This window comes from Candidatus Bathyarchaeota archaeon, assembly GCA_018396705.1.
Taxonomy (GTDB): Archaea; Thermoproteota; Bathyarchaeia; order Bathyarchaeales; family Bathycorpusculaceae; genus DRVP01.
Window position 1 is genome coordinate 136,451 of record JAGTQZ010000002.1, and the last position, 15,777, is coordinate 152,227.

The following is a 15,777-nucleotide window of genomic DNA, read 5'->3' on the forward strand; positions in this document are numbered from 1 at the left end:
TATACGCCCACTGTTGTAATACCTATTATCAGTTCATTTAATGGAGGTTTTGATGATTGGTTAGTTGGGAAGACATAATTGAATGGGATCGCAAATATTACCTTGGAATAAAACAAGCGTTAAGCGAGTGGGCACCTATACCGATCGCAAAAGTAGAGGACAACTACTTAATAACGTCCGACGGAAACAGAATATTAGATTTTCTTTCGGGCTTAGTATCTGTAAATGCGGGTCAAAGGCAACCAAAAATTATAGAGTCTATTAAGAAAGCCTTAGATAATTATGGATACGTATGGGAGTTTATGCAGACACCATACAAGTCAGAGGCCGCAAAACTGATCATTGAAGATCTTCTAGGTCCCGATAACTGGGCTGGAAGAGTGAGGTTCGTCAATTCCGGAAGTGAAGCAAATGAAGAAGCTTTTATACTGGCTAGACTTTACACTAACAAACCATATATAATAGCTAGAGAGTTCGCTTATCATGGATGGACAACAGGGGCTGGATCTTGCTGTGGATTGAGGTGGTGGCGGGGGTCAATTGCGTCACCAACAAGTGATGAATATCGGGAGGTCCCCAATTTCCAACATGGAAGTTTCTATGTGGTTGCGCCAGCCCCCCACTGTTATAGATGCCCTTTCGGTTATAAAGGTCCTAAATATTGCACCGTAGATGGTATGCGTGCCTGCTTGAACGCCTTGTGGCATCAAATACTCAGTTTAGGTCCTCAAAATGTAGCAGCAATCATAACTGAAATTATTAGTGGGGGAGGGTTAGTTGTATCACCACTCGAATGGGTAAAAGAACTTAGAGATTTAACCCAAAAAAATGGGATTCTATGGATTGACGACGAAGTTATGACAGGTTTTGGAAGAACAGGTAAATGGTTCTGCTATCAACATTATGGTGTAACACCTGACATTATGACAATGGGTAAAGGCATAGTGAGTAGTCAACTTCCAGCAGCAGGTGTTGTGGTAAGCAAAAAGTTGGCGGAATTCTTCGAAAAATACCGGTGGTGGCATGCTAACACCTATGCTGCCCATCCAGTTGTTATGGCCGCCGTAGTTGCAAATATAAAATTCATGATTGAAGAAAACCTTGTGGAGAGAGCGGCCAAAATGGGTGAGTATCTTGGAAAACAGTTAAAAGAGCTGGAGAGTCAGCATAAATGTGTCGGAGAAGTTTCAGGCATGGGCCTCTTCTGGGGTGTGGAGTTAGTTAAAAACAAAGAGACAAAGGAGCCCTTCTTTTTAGAAGATAGGTTCACTAAGGGTACAGGTGACGTGAACCTTTGGGCCGTGAACATTGTACAAAAGAAGGCGCTGGAAAAAGGAGTGTTAGTTGGAGGCTTCGCCCCCAACTGTCTAAGATTAGGACCAGCATTAACTGTCACAGAAGAAGAGATTGATAAAGCTGTCCGAGCACTCGATTACGCCTTCAGCGAGCTCGACAAATATTGTGTCTAGCGAGAACAACAAGAACTCACATATTTAAGCTGAGGCTTTTTCCCATTTCCACACAATTTCTTGAGTTGAAAGATAACAATTCCTTGAAAAATCTTTGAAAGAACAACCTTAGGTGAAAGGCTAGCATAGTGGGGCTGCCCGGATTTGAACCGGGGTCCCGAGCGCCCGAGGCTCAGAGCCTGGACCAAGCTAGCCGACAGCCCCCCTTTTTGTGTTATGCCTTTGTGGTTTGTTTGTAGTTAGGTTTAATAAAGGTGTTTTATAACTTTTAAACTCTTGTCTGGCTAGTAGTTATTTGTTTGTAGGAAAGGAGTTGGTGAGTAGTGTCTAGTCAGCATCAGCGTTTGCGGGGAATTCGTGTTTTGAAAGCTGTTTCTTCAGCTGTTCGTCTTCAAATTTTAAATTCTCTCTTTGACAAGGGTGAGCTTTCTTATACAGAGTTGATGGGTCTTTTGAAGATGAGTCCAAGTCGGGATGCTGGGCGTTTTGCTTATCACTTGAAGTTCTTGCTTAAGGCTGATTTAGTTGAGGTTGATGTGGAGTCTAAAAAGTATCGCCTAACTGATTTGGGTAAGATGGTGCTTGAGGTTGCTGATGAAATTGAGAAGAAAGGTCTAAAGCCTCAAAAGCTTTTGGTTCGAACTTCGCGGTACACTCTTGAAGAGTTTGATATTAACAGGATTGTCGAGGCTCTTGTGAAAGAAGCAAACATGCCGGTGGAGCAAGCTAAAAAAGTTGCAAAAGAAGCTGAAAAACGACTTTTGAAAGCCAAAACAAGGTATTTGACGACACCGTTGATAAGGGAGGTTGTTAACGGAATCCTTGTAGAAAAAGGCTTAGAAGACTACCGTCACAAGCTCACTCGTTTGGGGCTTCCAGTGCATGACGTAGCTCACATGTTGTCTAAAGGCAAAAATTTTCAAAATGCCTCTTCTTTATGCGAAAAATTTGGAGAAAACGTTTTTGAGGAATACACGCTTTTGAACGTGCTGCCAAGGGACGTTGCAGACGCCCATCTTTCGGGAGAAATACATATCAACTATTTAAGCCACTGGATCCTGAAGCCAAGCGAGGTAATCCACGACTTAAGGTTCTTCCTTGAAAATGCCGGTGCAATATTTTTCACTAAAACTACGCCTAAAACTCTGGAATCTGCTCTAAACTTAACATTCAACATGCTTTTGCACGTGGCAAAAGAGGTTGGTGGGACGCAGACTCTCGAGTATTTCAACGTGTTCCTTGCACCTTTCTTGAGGAATTTAAAACCAGACCAAGCTAAGGAAGCTTTGAAGCTTTTCATGCTCAATTTAAGCCAGCACATCGATGCTTCTTTGAATTTAGAGCTTACTGTTCCAGACTTTCTGGCAGAAAATCCTGTCATTAGTAACTCTGCATGGACTGGTAATTATGGAGATTTCATGGACGAGTGCAGACTTTTAGCGCTTCTTACACTTGAGGTTTTGACTGAAGAAAGTGTGAAGAGGCCTCTCTTGAATCCAAGGGTTGTGGTGAAACTGCGTCCTGAAAACTTTAAGGACTACAGTGCGTCCAAAATACTGTTTGCCGCCCACAACTTAGCTGCAGCTAGAGGTTTGCCCTATTTTGCAAATAATTCAGGGGAGGAAGGAAAGCATTCTGTTTTTTCTCCTTCCGGCTTCAGGCTTAGAGCAAACCCAAAAGATGACTGGGAAATTGACACCGTCCGCACTGGAATTTTAGGAGTTGTAACGGTTAATTTACCGCGCATAGTCTATGAATGTGGTGAAAATGAAAGCAGGTTTTTCGAACTTTTAGATTCTCGGTTGGAAATGGCTGCACGAGCACTAGAAATAAAACTTAAAGCTCTGAAGCGAAATGGTAAAGGTTTCCTATCTTTTCTGTTAAAAGCTGTTGATGGTGACGAGTATTTTAGGCTTGAAAACTCTGCACACGTAGTGAACCTTGTTGGTTTAGAAGAGACGGCTGAAGTTTTTAGTGGGAAGAATGTTTACGAAGATGAAGATTCCTTGAAATTTGCCGTTCAAACCGTGCAACACATTTCAGAGTTTCTCCAAAAAAGGGAATATGAGCGGAACAAGCGTCTAATGGCTTCCTTTGTGCCTTTCGAGGAAGCTCACATTAGACTGGCAAGGCTGGATATCGAACGTTTTGGCGCTGCAAAAGTTCGCTTTCACGGTTCACGGGAAAAACCCCATTACTCAGCTTTCACAAAAGTAAATATACAAAACCCGAGTGATATGTTAAAAACTTTAGCCGCTGGAAAAGAGCTTTATTCACCGTTGGTTGGCGGAAACCTCACTGTTATAGATCTTGGTGAAACTGAACAAACGGCTGAAACGCTTTTAGCCTTAACTCAAAAGTTTGTTGAAAATTACCAAATGGCGTTCTTCACTTATAGTCGCAACTTAACTTATTGCAATAAATGTTGTGAAACCATGTTCGGTCTACTTCACAAATGCCCAACTTGCGGCTCGGTTAGCACACTAGCTCATCTAACCCGTTACATGTGTTAGGTAGTCTATTTTACTGCTCCAAGGATTAATGCAAGCAGCGCCATTCGTGTCACTATGCCGTTCCAGACTTGCCGGAAATAACAAGCGTGGGGTGTGTTGTCAACTTCCGGAGCTATTTCATCAACACGCGGTAACGGATGCAAAATTATCAGGTTTTTCTTAGCTTTTTTAAGAAGTTCTAAGTCAATTCGGTAGGAGCCTTTGACTTTGACATATTCTGCCGGGTCCGGGAAACGTTCCTTCTGTATTCTTGTCACATATAAGACATCCAGATCTGGAATAACCTTTGATATGTCCGTTTCCTCAGTTACTGAAATTCGGCCGCTTATCTCTTCAAGGACTTCCCGTCGCATTTTTAGGGCTTCAGGCGATATGAGATATAATTCAATCTTGTAATTGGAGAGAGCGTAAGCCAAAGAATGCGCTGTTCTACCATACCTTAAGTCACCTACCAAAGCTATTTTTAAACCGTCTATGGTGCCTTTCTCCTTTAAAATAGTGTACAAGTCAAGTAAGGCTTGGGTTGGATGCTCTTCGGCGCCGCTTCCACCGTTAATTATCGGCACTTTTGCGAACTCTGCGGCTAGCCTTGCCGCGCCTTCAAGTGGATGTCTTATTGCTATTACGTCAACATAATTCTCCACAGTGCGAACGGTGTCAGCCAAGTTTTCGCCTTTCCTGACTGAGGCGATTTCGGCTTCTGCGAAGCCTATGGTTGACCCTCCAAGCTTATGCATGGCTGCTTCAAAGCTTAAACGTGTGCGGGTGCTGGGCTCAAAAAACAACGTGGCAAGGATTTTCCCCTTAAGCATGTCTGAACCTTTTTGAGCTATTGGCTCCATAGTTTTAGCTGTATCCAGTATGTAGTCGATTTCCTCTCTTGAAAAGTCGCGGATGGATATTATGTCTCTTCCTACAAAGTCCAATTTTACACCCTAAACAGAAGCTCTTGGCTAAGCTTAAATAGCTTTTCATTTTAAGTTTGTAGCTGAAAAAGTCAAGGAACGTGAAGTTAAAACCTTTTATTTTAGAGCCAATTATAGCCTTGTGAAGGCGACAATAATGAGTGAGACAATGCTTTACGTTTCAAAAATTAAAGATGGAACAGTTATCGATCATATTACTGGTGGACATGCGTTGGATGTGATTAAGATTTTGGGGATAACTGGTAAGGAAAAACGCATAATCACAGTTGCCATTAACGTGCCAAGTAAACGGTTCAAAATTAAAGATATAGTGAAAATTGAGGGAAGAGAGCTTAACCCAAACGAAGTTCACAAGATTGCCCTCTTGGCTCCTCATGCCACCATTAACATTATCCGTGATTATAAGGTCGTTGAAAAACAGAGGGTTAAGTTGCCCAACATAATCGAGGGCATAGTGAAGTGTGCAAATCCCGCATGTGTCAGCAACAGCAATGAGCCAGTCAAATCCAAGTTTTATGTTAAAAACGAGGAGCCGCTGGTTCTGAAGTGTCATTACTGCGGCTACATAATGGACAAAAGCGACATTCTTAAACAGTTTTAATGAGGAAAGTATTCGGTTTCTTAGGTAATGCTTATATCGTAATACGTAATATTTTTCAAGATGAATATGTCTGAAAAAGGACATATTGAATATGTGTAGAACAAGTGTACACGTGAAAAAGAGGTGAAATAACATGATAGAAGTATTAACCGCCACCGTTTGGGCTGCCTTTCTAGGATATACCGTGTGGTACTTTGCACTGGCAAAACATTATGCGCCTTTAACCCTAGAAGAAGTACAGGTACTATGGAAAATCCATAAACAGAGTGCTGGCTGCCCTTCATTAAAATGGAAGAAAATAACGAAGGGTGGAAAAATAGTTGGCTTTGAATGTGACTGCGGGTATAGGCATATACAAAAACGTCCAATAGTTAAAGGCACACCTGCGCCCGCTGATGCCCAAACGAAAATCACAGCTATATACAAAAAGCTTCATGGACCCTAAAATCTACATTTTGGACTTTTAGCAAGAATTGTGGATTATATTTTGAGATCCATCTTCTCAGAATGCCTCTTTTCCCGTGCGGACATATCTTGAGGTGGAAATAGAACTTAAAGAAGACGGTAGGTTTTTCGGATTACATAAGCATGTTAAGGAAAACTTATGTTGAAATTGAATGTTAAAAAATATGGGGTTTTTATGTAGCACTAACGTTTTTTACAGTATAATTGAAGGTATCTCCCGGCCTGATGATGACAACTTTGATTTTATGGGATAATTTCCAAAGTTCATTCTTAAACGTTTCAGCCGCTTCTGGACCTAGAAGTGGCGGTGATAATCCATAATGGTAGGGAATAACACTATCCGGATTTATGTATTTGGTGGCAACTGCTGCAACTTTTGGACCCATAGTAAATGTATCTCCAATGCACACAAAAGCTAGATCGGGCTTATAAAAGTCGCCTATAAATTTCATTTCCTCGAAAATGTCCGTATCTCCAGATGCATAGATGGTCACATCATTTATTTGAATTACATAACCCATAGGTGTTCCTGCTGCACCTATTTCCGCTGAAGAATGAACTGCCCGTGTAGCTGTTATACTTACTCCATCCACCACGGTGGTGCCGCCAATATTTATACCCATTCCTCCAGTAACAATAACCTCTGAAGGGTTTACGCCTCTCTCCTCAAGCTTCGGTCCCAAGTATAATGTGGCAAGCTCATACTGCGCAACAACCGCCACCTTTATGTTATTATTATCCTTTGTTAAGTTACCAACACAGTCCAATAAATTGCCAACATGATCGCCGTGATTGTGGGTTATCGTAAATATCACAACCGATGGACTCTTACCCTTGATATAATTAACCCAATTCTCCATGCTAGAATATTCCGTAGGAACTGGAATATTAAAACCAGCAAACCCCCAATTGTTGATTATAAGCGCATCAATGTAGACAATTTTCTTATAATCTGGAGTGGAAAGCTCAACTACTCCAAGGCCAAGCCATCGAATTCGCACACGTCTCTCATAGTGTTTGATATCAAGTGTTGCAGCGAAACCGCTATGATAGAAGGCTGTCGCAAATAGCGCCACGGAAACTATGACAAAGAGAGCAATAACTGTAGTTTTGCTTACCTTTCTCCCCAACAAACATTCCTCCGATAAAATTGCTATGAAGCTTTTTCTTTAAAAGCTTTGTCACATCAGCTAAAAAGTATGAATAAAGCGAAAATAAAATGGAGGAATATAATTCTTAAAAGCCCATCGTAATTCTAGCGGAATAGCTCTGTGCTTAAGTATTTGAAGCAATGATCTGCAAACAACGCTACTATAAACCCCTTGTTTATCTCTCTTGCCTTTTTCATGGCGCCATACATAACCGCCCCTGATGATATCCCAGCTAGAAGCCCCTCTTTAGTGAGAAGATCTTTAGCTGTTTTTAAAGCGTCTGCATCGTCTACCAGAATAACCTCGTCGATTTCTTCAGGGTTAAAAATTTCAGGCCGAAGTTCTTGAGGGTTCAACAGACCTTGTTGTTTACTGTTGGGTTGTGAAGGCTGAACGCCGATTATTTTTATTGCTTTATTGTATTCTTTAAGTTTTCTAGTCACTCCCATAATTGTCCCGGAAGTTCCTATACCTGCAACGAAATGGGTTATTCTACCTTCACTCTGCTTCCAGATCTCTTCGCCTGTATTTTCATAATGTGCCATCCAGTTTCCATCGTTGGCGAATTGGTTTGTCATAAAATATTTCGGGTTTTTAGCCATCTCCTTCGCTTTTGCAACAGCTTCAGCCTCTGTTGAAGCAAAAACAAGTTTTGCTCCAAGCGCCCTTAGAATTTTTCTTCGTTCTACGGAAACCGATTTAGGCATTACAATCGTACACTTGTAGCCCTTAAGAGCAGCTGCCCATGCAATGCTTATTCCAGTATTTCCCGAAGTAGCCTCCAAGATTGTCTTGTCATGAGTTAGTTTTCCATCCTTCTCCGCCCTCTCGATCATCTTAAGGGCAATTCTATCTTTCAAAGAACCAGTCGGGTTAAACCACTCCAACTTCGCGTAAATCTCCACGTTCGGATTAGGATTCATTCGATTAATCCTAACCATCGGAGTATTGCCGACCAACTCAAAAATGTGATTAACCGTCCGCATGACACCTACACGACCTTGACCAAAATTTAACACTCTGCGCTATAAACTCATCGCAATGCCTGTCAATTAACGACTGTATTACGTCTTTTACTTTCAGTTTTCTGAGTTTTTCTATAACAAGCCAAATGTCATGGAACAAGGTTGACCTAAGCATCTCTCTGATTACAAGCTAATGGCGGGGAGCAGTAGCTTTTATGTGTGCAGGTGTATATGCTTTACTCTTCTTCTTTTTCTCTCTTCTTTTCAAGATTAAATATTACGAACCCGCATAGGCTCTGATGGAGATCTAGAGGGGGGGCGAAAATGGCTTTCCAGCAGCGTCCATTTTCTGCGCGGAAAATCTAGAGGAGCTATCAATTTTGGCAGTTGGTGGCGAGTGCAAAATTGAAGAGTAAGGGAGGTCTCGGAACCGTGGGTTCTGGGCGGTTCGTAGGTTCAGTAAAAGCGCCGCCGGTCGGACTTGAACCGACGACCGACTGGTTAACAGCCAGCCGCTCTACCAGTCTGAGCTACGGCGGCTCACGTTACTATCTTCTAGAGGTTTGAGTTTTAACGTTGTATTTAAGTTTATTCTATATGTTATGTGATTCCGGCTTTTCTGGCTTTGTGTTCGATTATTTTTACGAACATTGTGTATAGAGCTCTGAGAGGTTTTGCGTACCATTTTCCGGCGAAGGATCGGCTTATAAGGTCATCTATCCAGCGGAAATCGTGTTTTAAGCACTTTATTAGCAGTTCTTGGTGGAGTTTCGTCATCTTAGTTTCTTTAAACCATTGTTCGTTTTTTAGTTTGCCCATTGGAACAAAGAATAGGGGAACAATTAAGCTTCTAATGTGTTTAAGGTCTTCCACAAGCTCTATGGTTTTTATTAAGTCATTTTCGGTTTCTTCAGGCACTCCCACTATTAAGGTGCACGCGGGTATTAGGTTGTTGTCGTGCATTAAACCCATTCCAGTGCGGACAACGTCAGGCCATTCTTCGGGTTTGAAGGGATGTGCTTTTGCAGGCATGATTTTTTTGGCAAGCTCCGGTGAGCCTGTTTCAATGCCTATTTCGACGCCCCACCATGGTTGTTTTTGCAGTATGATTTCTGCAACTTTTTGGAAAAGTTGTGGTTTTAGGGTTACTGTAGCGAGGGAGCAGTGGCTCCAACTCAAACCCTCACATTTTTTTACAACAGCTTTGTGAAGCTCGATTAGTTTGTCATCGTCAGGTGTGGTGTTTTTTGAACCGTAAAGCATAACGTCTTCAGCATGGAGGCAAACCGTGTACGTATATCCGTTCCTCATATTTACGTCTATTTCTTTTAGTATTTTTTCGATGGGGTACCACCTCAGTGGGCGGAGAGTTACGCTACAGAATCTGCATCCTCTACAGCAACCTCGTCCAATTTCCACTAAGCCGTTAATGGATGGATTCAAAATGTTTGGAATTTCCTCAAGCTTTGGTGTTTCTTCAACGCTTACCTCATAATATCTCGGCAGTTTTTCGCCATTGATGGCTGCTCGAACAATTTTTCCTATGACTTTTTCAGCTTCGCCCTCAATTACACAGTCGATACCATGCTCCTCAACGAATTTTTCCCTGTAGCGGAACTGCCAAACACCGGAACCGCCAACGATAATTTTTAAACCGCGTCTTTTAGCCCTCTTAATTTCCTGCTTTTCTAACAAACGTCTAAAATATTGGGCAAGGAAAGGTTCTTTTTTTAGAATCGAGGCAAAGGTGCTGGATGCTGGGCCCAGTCCGAAGGGGTCCATAACATGTATACCTAAAACTTTTGCGTCATCCAAGTATCTCTTGACATGGTCTGGATCGACGGTTAAGACATTGAAACCATCGCTTAATAGTTGGGCCTCAATCTTTCTTAACCCATAGGGAGCAGCAACGGGAATACCCTTCATAGTTTTTATCGGTGGGAAAAAAAGGAAGCTGTAAAGCCAATCTGGTATGACATTTGGAGGGGCACATGTTCCAAAGCCTATAAACTCGTTATGATGGTAATCGCTCATTAAAGTACGGTCAGCGGTCAACAATACCTCAGCCATGTGGTGCACCTTCTCCAAACGCCACAGGCAAGTGTTATTGAAATTTAAAACACTTAAATTTTGATATATTTTTCGCTATAGAGAAAAAGCTGATGACAAGGAATACTGTAAAATAAATTGGGGGGTTACCTCAATCGGCTATTCTATCTCCTGTTCAAGCAGCTTTCTAGTCCTAGCTTCTACAAAATTGGCTATTCTCTCCATTGTAAGCGCTTCCTCTTCTCTTTGTTTTTCAAGTTTCTCCTTCACGACAGTGATCAACTTCTCAAAATTTACTGGTTTTATTAGATATGCGTCTGCACCATAATTCAGGGCATCCACAGCGTTTTCGAGATTGGGATATCCCGTCACCATTATCTTTATCGTCTTCGGCGTTATATCATTTAGCTCTCTTAGTAGTTGCGTCCCAAGCATATCTGGAAGAACTATGTCTAAAAGGGCGACATCATAGACTTTTGCTTTTGTCTTCACAATAGCCTCTCTTCCAGACACTGCCTCGTCAACATTGTAGCCCTCACTTTCAAGGATTAGCCGCATAGTTCTTCGTATGTCTTCGTCGTCGTCCACTATTAGGATGTTTGCCTCTTCCATAACTATTTCACCTCCGTCCTTCATGAGCATTTAATCTTAACTTTGAAAACCGCATAACATACACCTCTCTAATTTTTTCAACCCATTCAGAGAATACTATTGGCCCTTTCTCGTTAAATTCTAAACCAAACCTTTTGCATAATACCTCTATAATTGCTCTCTCCAATATTGAGACAACTCCGGTGCCAGAAACTTGGCCAAAACGCATTCTAGGACCTTCAAACTCTAAAATTTTCCTTAATTCTCTAAAAAAGAAGTCTGGATCTCGTGGAACATTTAGCAAGGTAAAACCCCTCTTTCTCAAATAATCATAAAAAATTTCCACAGTTCTATCTCCAAGCGAGTACCGCAGCACCTCATCAATGACCCTCACCAAGACTTCATCAAATTCTTCCAAAGATCTCACCATGTTTGATTATAACATCCCTCCGTGGGATTTCTGGCATGTTTTATGTTGAACTTTTTATTCGCTTGTCAAAAACTTTATTGATTGATAATTTGAACTTAGAATTCGTTTGTTTAATCAAAATTTTCAAAGAATATTTTAGGTCATGAACAGTGAGAGAATTCGGTAAGTAAGCCCGCCAATTAAAAGGGCGGCAATCACATCTGCGATGGTTATTGCTATGGCTTTTTTCCAGCCAAACTCTTTTAGAAGCGCAGCGATCGTTGCTATGCATGGGATGTAAATCGTTGTAATAATAGCGAAGACAATCATTTGTGTTGCTGAAAGTGTTTCAAGGGGGATAAGCTCTGAAAGCAGGATTAAAGTCAACTCCTTCCGTAGGATACCAAAGATCAGCGGGACGCTTGCAACGTCTGGAAGGCCGAGCCAACCGTTTATAATAGGCTTAACTACAGTTGTAAAGTAGCCTACGATGCCTATGAGGTTTAAAGCGGTTATAGCTAAGCTTCCAACAATTATTATTGGGAAGGCTATGTATACAAAGTCCTTCGCTCTACTCCAAGTTTTGGTTAAAACAACTTTTAGGGTTGGTCTCTTGTAAGGTGGCATTTCCATTATTAAACCTACAGGCTCTCCCGGTAAAATTTTGAAGGCCATTCTTCCTAGAATAAAAACAAGCAGTAGATCAAAGATATAAAGTGCTAGAGCCGCATGTAAGCCCACATACCTCCCGACAAGTCCCAAAATAACTACTGTTCTAGCAGCGCATGGAACCAACGTGACGGTAAAGGCGGCTAATAGACGCTCTCGTTCTGTTTCCATGATTCTGCAGCCTATGCAGGCTGGAACGCTGCAGCCATATCCGAGAATAAGTGGTATGAAGGCTTTTCCATGTAAACCCATCTTGTGCATCAAGTTGTCCATGAGAAAGGCGGCTCTTGGCAGGTAACCGCTGTCCTCTAGTAGGGCAAGAATTATGTAGAAGGGTATAATGTACGGTAAAGCCACTGTAATTCCAGCTATTATTCCGCCAAGAATTCCATCGGCAATCAGTTTTACCATGGCTTGAGGTAGAAAGATTAGGGCATCCCCAATACATGTAACAATGTTGTTAAGCAGAGATTCTAAGAAGCTTGAAAAAAGGCTTCCGCCAACAAAAATGAGCGAGAGCATGGCCAAAACAACGCCTATCAAAATCGGGTATCCTAGTATTTTGTGAGTTGTGATAGCGTCAAGCCTTTGCTCAAGCTTCACTCTGGGCGGCGTTTCTGTGATAGTTACTTCTCTGGCTATTTTGCTTGCGATGGAGTATCTCTCAGAAGCTAACACCACCGGCGAGGGTTCGCCATGCATTTTTTCCAGTTCTGCAGCTAGTTTTTCTGCATACTCTAGAACTTCCGCTCCGCCTTCATAATTTTTAAGTTTTCCCGTTATATCCTCATCTCTCTCTAAGAGTTTTATAGAAATCCACCTTGCAGGATAAACTGTGCAAAGTTGCGAAAGGTTCTTTTCGACAAATTTTTGGATTTTTTGTACTTTTTCCTCGATTTCCGCTCCAAACTGAAGTTTCAATGGTTTAAGCCTTTTATCTCCACTTGCCACCGCAACGACCGTTGTTAAAAGCTCGTTTATACCGCTTCCAGTTATCGCTACTGTAGGAACTACAGGGATTCCAAGCATACCTGAAAGTTTTTCCGTGTCTATGCGAATGCCTTTTTTGGCCGCAAAGTCCACTTGATTTAATGCCATGACAACAGGGGCCTCAAGCTCCAGAAGCTGGAGTGTCAAATAGAGGTTGCGCTCCAAAGCTGAAGCGTCAACAACATTTATTATAACATCCGGCCGTTCAACAGCAATGTATTCACGTGAAACAATCTCTTCGATAGAAAAGGCGGATAATGAATATGTGCCTGGCAAATCAATGACGCGTATGGTGTACCCTTTAAAGTGTAGGGTTCCCTCAGCTCTTTCCACGGTTTTGCCGGGCCAGTTTCCTACAATCTGGTTTAAGCCTGTAAGCTGGTTAAAGATGACGCTTTTGCCTACGTTGGCATTCCCAGCAAGCGCTACACGCAACTGCCTAGTCATGTGGTTCATCCTTAACCGGTTTAACCAGCACCTTTGCAGCTACACCATGTCCAAGGGCAAGCATTACACCTCTAACTTCAACTTCGACAGGCCCGCCGAACAGCCCCTTCTTAACTAGCTTAACTTCAACGCCCGGGGTGAGCCCCATCTCAGCAAGTCTTCTAACTAGACCGAAGCCTCCTAAGGCTTTAACCACAACACCTCTTTCACCCTCAGCTAAATCGGATAGAACACAAAGCTCTCCTTCGTCTCCAGAAGCTTCAGGACCATGGAATTTCTTCCTAAACATCAGCTTCTTTCATCTCCACGGCTTTGACCCATATGCCATCAGCTTCTCTGCGATTTACAACATGCTCTTTTCCAGCTACACATAGTACAAGATTGTCATCTTCAAATTTGACAATGTGGACTGGAACGTTTGGTTTAATCCCTTTACTTGACAACGAAAGGAGAGTTTCCTTCCTTTCATCAACAAGCTTTACAACAATGCATGTCTTGTCCACCGCCATCGAAGTCAGTGGATAACATTCCACATCGTTTATTTCGCCATTCTCTGCTGGTATAGGATTTCCATGAGGGCAAAACTTTGGATAACCGAGACGTTTCTCTAGAAGGTTTAGCACATCTTCCGTCAAGACATGTTCAAGCATACAAGCAGTTTCATGCACATAACTCCAATCAGCCTCCAAAATATCGGTTAATAGTCTTTCTGCAAGCCTATGCCGCCTAATAATGCTTAATGCCAACTTCTCGCCTTCAACAGTCAATCTCACACCTTTATAGGGCTTGTGTTCCACCAAGCCATGCCTCTCAAGATGCGCGATAGTGTTGGTAATGGATCCCGGAACAACGTTTAGTTCATATGCCAACTCCTTTGTTCTGGCAACCCCTCTTCTTTTTTGAAGTTTATAGATGGCTTCTATATACTCTTCAGCTTCATGGGACAATTCTTGCGTTGTCAAGTATGCGCAACCTTCTAATAATTTACGAGCACTCGTAATTTGCAATCAATCTCCTATAAACCTTTCGGAAAATCGAAAATAAACGAAACTTAAATATACATGAGATAAATGCACCGAAAATATTCCCAATACACATTGTCGCGCCAAAATTGCGGGACTTTTTAACATGTTCCGATATTCGCCTAAAATGTTCCTCGAGCCAAAACGAGATCATTTATGGAAACTCTTAAAGGTCCTCAGAAGAAAGTCCCGCGCTCCATGTGCGTAAAAATAACGAAATATTAGAATTTATACAAAAACATTGAAAAGATAAAATATAAATTAAAAAGCTGCACGGAAAATTTATTAAATTCTTGAAAAATGGCTCGTTTTAGAACATAAATTTGTCACGAAGCTTAAGTCGGAGCAGAGAGTTCTCCGTATTTCGATGGTGTTTCACGATCTTCCATTTCCGCTAATCACTGAAAATTCAGCTTCACGTTTTGATTTTATTCAAATAACATGTTATCTTGATGATGCTTTTGTATACCGCAACTTTGCTTGGATACGAAAAAGGGAATCCTTGCCAGTAAACGTAGGGTTATGCGCTATATGGTTGTCATCTACGTTTATTCATCGGCTTCACCTATCACTTGAATTATCACTGTTCTTCTTCTTGGGTGCACGTCTGTTTCCACAAACAAGAGAGACTGCCAAGTCCCAAACTCTATTCTACCGTTTATGACCGGTAAGGTCTTGTCTGGGGGTAATAGAACAGACCTTAAGTGAGAATGAGCATTTGAAGGGTGCATATAACTGACATTTTTTGGGACTACTTTTTCAAGTAACGCTTTGATATCATTTAGTAGGCCATACTCGCTTTCAGTTAGAATGAGAATTCCAGTTGCATGAGGAGCGAAAACGTGGACTATGCCGTTTTTTATGCCTGAGCGTGAAACCACTTCTTGAACCTTATCGGTTAGGTCTACAAATTCTATTTCGCCTTTTGTGGAAAAAGTGTAAGCGGTATTGTAAACCTTAAAGCCAGCCAAATTTTTCACCACCATTTTCAAGCACTTTTGCCATTATGATTTCGTCTATGTAGGCGTCATCTTTGAAAAATCTTTTGGAATTAACCCTTCCAGTTTCCACAAACCCATTTTCTTGTAAAGTTTTATGGCAAGCATGTTGTTGGCGAAAACAGATAGCACTAAAAATTTTAAGCTATTTTTCTCGCATGCTGTTCTAGCATTTTCATCATTTCAGTGCCAATATCAATGTTTCTAAAGCCCTTCTTGACGGCTATTCCTCTTATTATTTCTGAGTGGCTATCGAATGGCCCAGCCACTTCAGCAGCCACGCAGAAGATTTCGCCCTTTTCTATACATTTAAAAACGTTTGAAAGCCAGTTAATAAAGTTCAGCAATCGTCCGAACCCTCCCACTTAAAGGGTTCTAAGAATCACTCTTTGATTATATCCATGCAACAAACTCCCGAATAACCTCTCTAGTTTTCATAAGCTTGAATAAACGTTAAAACTGCATAAATTTTCTCTCTGAAGACAAAAACTGTGAGTTTTGTTGATGCTTTT

General features: G+C 41.6%; 15 protein-coding genes and 2 tRNA genes. 4 read left to right on the plus strand and 13 right to left on the minus strand.

Annotation, left to right across the window (positions count from 1 at the left end):
• The first annotated feature begins 56 nt into the window (after positions 1-56).
• Positions 57-1,469: an aspartate aminotransferase family protein gene (locus KEJ24_01495; protein ID MBS7646501.1), complete on the plus strand. Its 1,413-nt coding sequence runs from the start codon at positions 57-59 to the stop codon at positions 1,467-1,469.
• A gap of 129 nt (positions 1,470-1,598) precedes the next feature.
• On the opposite strand, the gene KEJ24_01500 is transcribed toward KEJ24_01495, so the two are convergent.
• A tRNA-Pro gene (locus KEJ24_01500) sits at positions 1,599-1,673 on the minus strand.
• A 119-nt stretch (positions 1,674-1,792) separates the two neighbouring features.
• Here KEJ24_01500 and KEJ24_01505 point away from each other — a divergent pair.
• Positions 1,793-3,982, plus strand: coding sequence for an ArsR family transcriptional regulator (locus KEJ24_01505; protein ID MBS7646502.1), 2,190 nt, complete (start codon positions 1,793-1,795; stop codon positions 3,980-3,982).
• A 5-nt stretch (positions 3,983-3,987) separates the two neighbouring features.
• On the opposite strand, the gene pyrB is transcribed toward KEJ24_01505, so the two are convergent.
• Positions 3,988-4,908 (minus strand): aspartate carbamoyltransferase, encoded by a 921-nt coding sequence (gene pyrB, locus KEJ24_01510; protein MBS7646503.1) that lies wholly within the window; start codon positions 4,906-4,908, stop codon positions 3,988-3,990.
• A 136-nt stretch (positions 4,909-5,044) separates the two neighbouring features.
• On the opposite strand from pyrB, the gene KEJ24_01515 reads away from it, so the two are divergent.
• Both KEJ24_01515 and KEJ24_01520 read left to right on the plus strand, forming a co-directional pair.
• Complete coding sequence (locus tag KEJ24_01515; GenBank protein MBS7646504.1) at positions 5,045-5,509, plus strand: aspartate carbamoyltransferase regulatory subunit; 465 nt, start codon at positions 5,045-5,047, stop codon at positions 5,507-5,509.
• A 133-nt stretch (positions 5,510-5,642) separates the two neighbouring features.
• The gene (locus KEJ24_01520; protein ID MBS7646505.1) at positions 5,643-5,954 is read left to right on the plus strand and encodes a hypothetical protein; all 312 of its coding nucleotides are present in this window, start codon (positions 5,643-5,645) and stop codon (positions 5,952-5,954) included.
• 193 nt (positions 5,955-6,147) lie between these two features.
• On the opposite strand, the gene KEJ24_01525 is transcribed toward KEJ24_01520, so the two are convergent.
• The 11 genes from KEJ24_01525 to KEJ24_01575 all read right to left on the minus strand — a co-directional run bounded on the left by KEJ24_01525 (position 6,148) and on the right by KEJ24_01575 (position 15,612).
• Positions 6,148-7,104 carry a metal-dependent hydrolase gene (locus KEJ24_01525; protein ID MBS7646506.1) on the minus strand — a complete coding sequence of 319 codons (957 nt, stop codon included), beginning with the start codon at positions 7,102-7,104 and terminating at the stop codon, positions 6,148-6,150.
• 125 nt (positions 7,105-7,229) lie between these two features.
• Positions 7,230-8,111, minus strand: a complete 882-nt coding sequence (locus tag KEJ24_01530; GenBank protein MBS7646507.1) for a cysteine synthase family protein — start codon at positions 8,109-8,111, stop codon at positions 7,230-7,232.
• 445 nt (positions 8,112-8,556) lie between these two features.
• Positions 8,557-8,630 (minus strand) — tRNA-Asn (locus tag KEJ24_01535).
• A gap of 60 nt (positions 8,631-8,690) precedes the next feature.
• Positions 8,691-10,160 (minus strand): B12-binding domain-containing radical SAM protein, encoded by a 1,470-nt coding sequence (locus tag KEJ24_01540; protein MBS7646508.1) that lies wholly within the window; start codon positions 10,158-10,160, stop codon positions 8,691-8,693.
• A 138-nt stretch (positions 10,161-10,298) separates the two neighbouring features.
• Positions 10,299-10,751: a response regulator gene (locus KEJ24_01545; GenBank protein MBS7646509.1), complete on the minus strand. Its 453-nt coding sequence runs from the start codon at positions 10,749-10,751 to the stop codon at positions 10,299-10,301.
• 7 nt (positions 10,752-10,758) lie between these two features.
• On the minus strand, positions 10,759-11,148 hold the full coding sequence (locus KEJ24_01550) for a hypothetical protein (protein ID MBS7646510.1): 390 nt from the start codon (positions 11,146-11,148) through the stop codon (positions 10,759-10,761).
• A gap of 147 nt (positions 11,149-11,295) precedes the next feature.
• A complete protein-coding gene (feoB, locus tag KEJ24_01555; protein MBS7646511.1) occupies positions 11,296-13,245 on the minus strand; it encodes a ferrous iron transport protein B in 1,950 nt (649 codons plus the stop codon).
• Positions 13,238-13,534 carry a ferrous iron transport protein A gene (locus KEJ24_01560; GenBank protein MBS7646512.1) on the minus strand — a complete coding sequence of 99 codons (297 nt, stop codon included), beginning with the start codon at positions 13,532-13,534 and terminating at the stop codon, positions 13,238-13,240. Before KEJ24_01560 ends, feoB begins: the two co-directional genes overlap by 8 nt.
• Positions 13,527-14,207 carry a metal-dependent transcriptional regulator gene (locus KEJ24_01565; GenBank protein ID MBS7646513.1) on the minus strand — a complete coding sequence of 227 codons (681 nt, stop codon included), beginning with the start codon at positions 14,205-14,207 and terminating at the stop codon, positions 13,527-13,529. The genes KEJ24_01560 and KEJ24_01565 overlap by 8 nt, the downstream gene beginning before the upstream one ends.
• Before the next feature lie 608 nt (positions 14,208-14,815).
• Positions 14,816-15,253 (minus strand): secondary thiamine-phosphate synthase enzyme YjbQ, encoded by a 438-nt coding sequence (locus KEJ24_01570; GenBank protein ID MBS7646514.1) that lies wholly within the window; start codon positions 15,251-15,253, stop codon positions 14,816-14,818.
• Between the two features lie 152 nt (positions 15,254-15,405).
• Positions 15,406-15,612, minus strand: a complete 207-nt coding sequence (locus tag KEJ24_01575; protein MBS7646515.1) for a hypothetical protein — start codon at positions 15,610-15,612, stop codon at positions 15,406-15,408.
• Positions 15,613-15,777 lie beyond the last annotated feature (165 nt).

Coding starts and splice junctions, on each gene's coding strand:
- KEJ24_01570 (MBS7646514.1), bottom strand. CDS start 15,253: ATGGTGGTGAAAAATTTGGCTGGCTTTAAGGTTTACAATACCGCTTAC.
- KEJ24_01540 (MBS7646508.1), bottom strand. CDS start 10,160: ATGGCTGAGGTATTGTTGACCGCTGACCGTACTTTAATGAGCGATTAC.
- KEJ24_01560 (MBS7646512.1), bottom strand. CDS start 13,534: ATGTTTAGGAAGAAATTCCATGGTCCTGAAGCTTCTGGAGACGAAGGA.
- KEJ24_01545 (MBS7646509.1), bottom strand. CDS start 10,751: ATGGAAGAGGCAAACATCCTAATAGTGGACGACGACGAAGACATACGA.
- feoB (MBS7646511.1), bottom strand. CDS start 13,245: ATGACTAGGCAGTTGCGTGTAGCGCTTGCTGGGAATGCCAACGTAGGC.
- KEJ24_01515 (MBS7646504.1), top strand. CDS start 5,045: ATGAGTGAGACAATGCTTTACGTTTCAAAAATTAAAGATGGAACAGTT.
- KEJ24_01530 (MBS7646507.1), bottom strand. CDS start 8,111: ATGCGGACGGTTAATCACATTTTTGAGTTGGTCGGCAATACTCCGATG.
- KEJ24_01520 (MBS7646505.1), top strand. CDS start 5,643: ATGATAGAAGTATTAACCGCCACCGTTTGGGCTGCCTTTCTAGGATAT.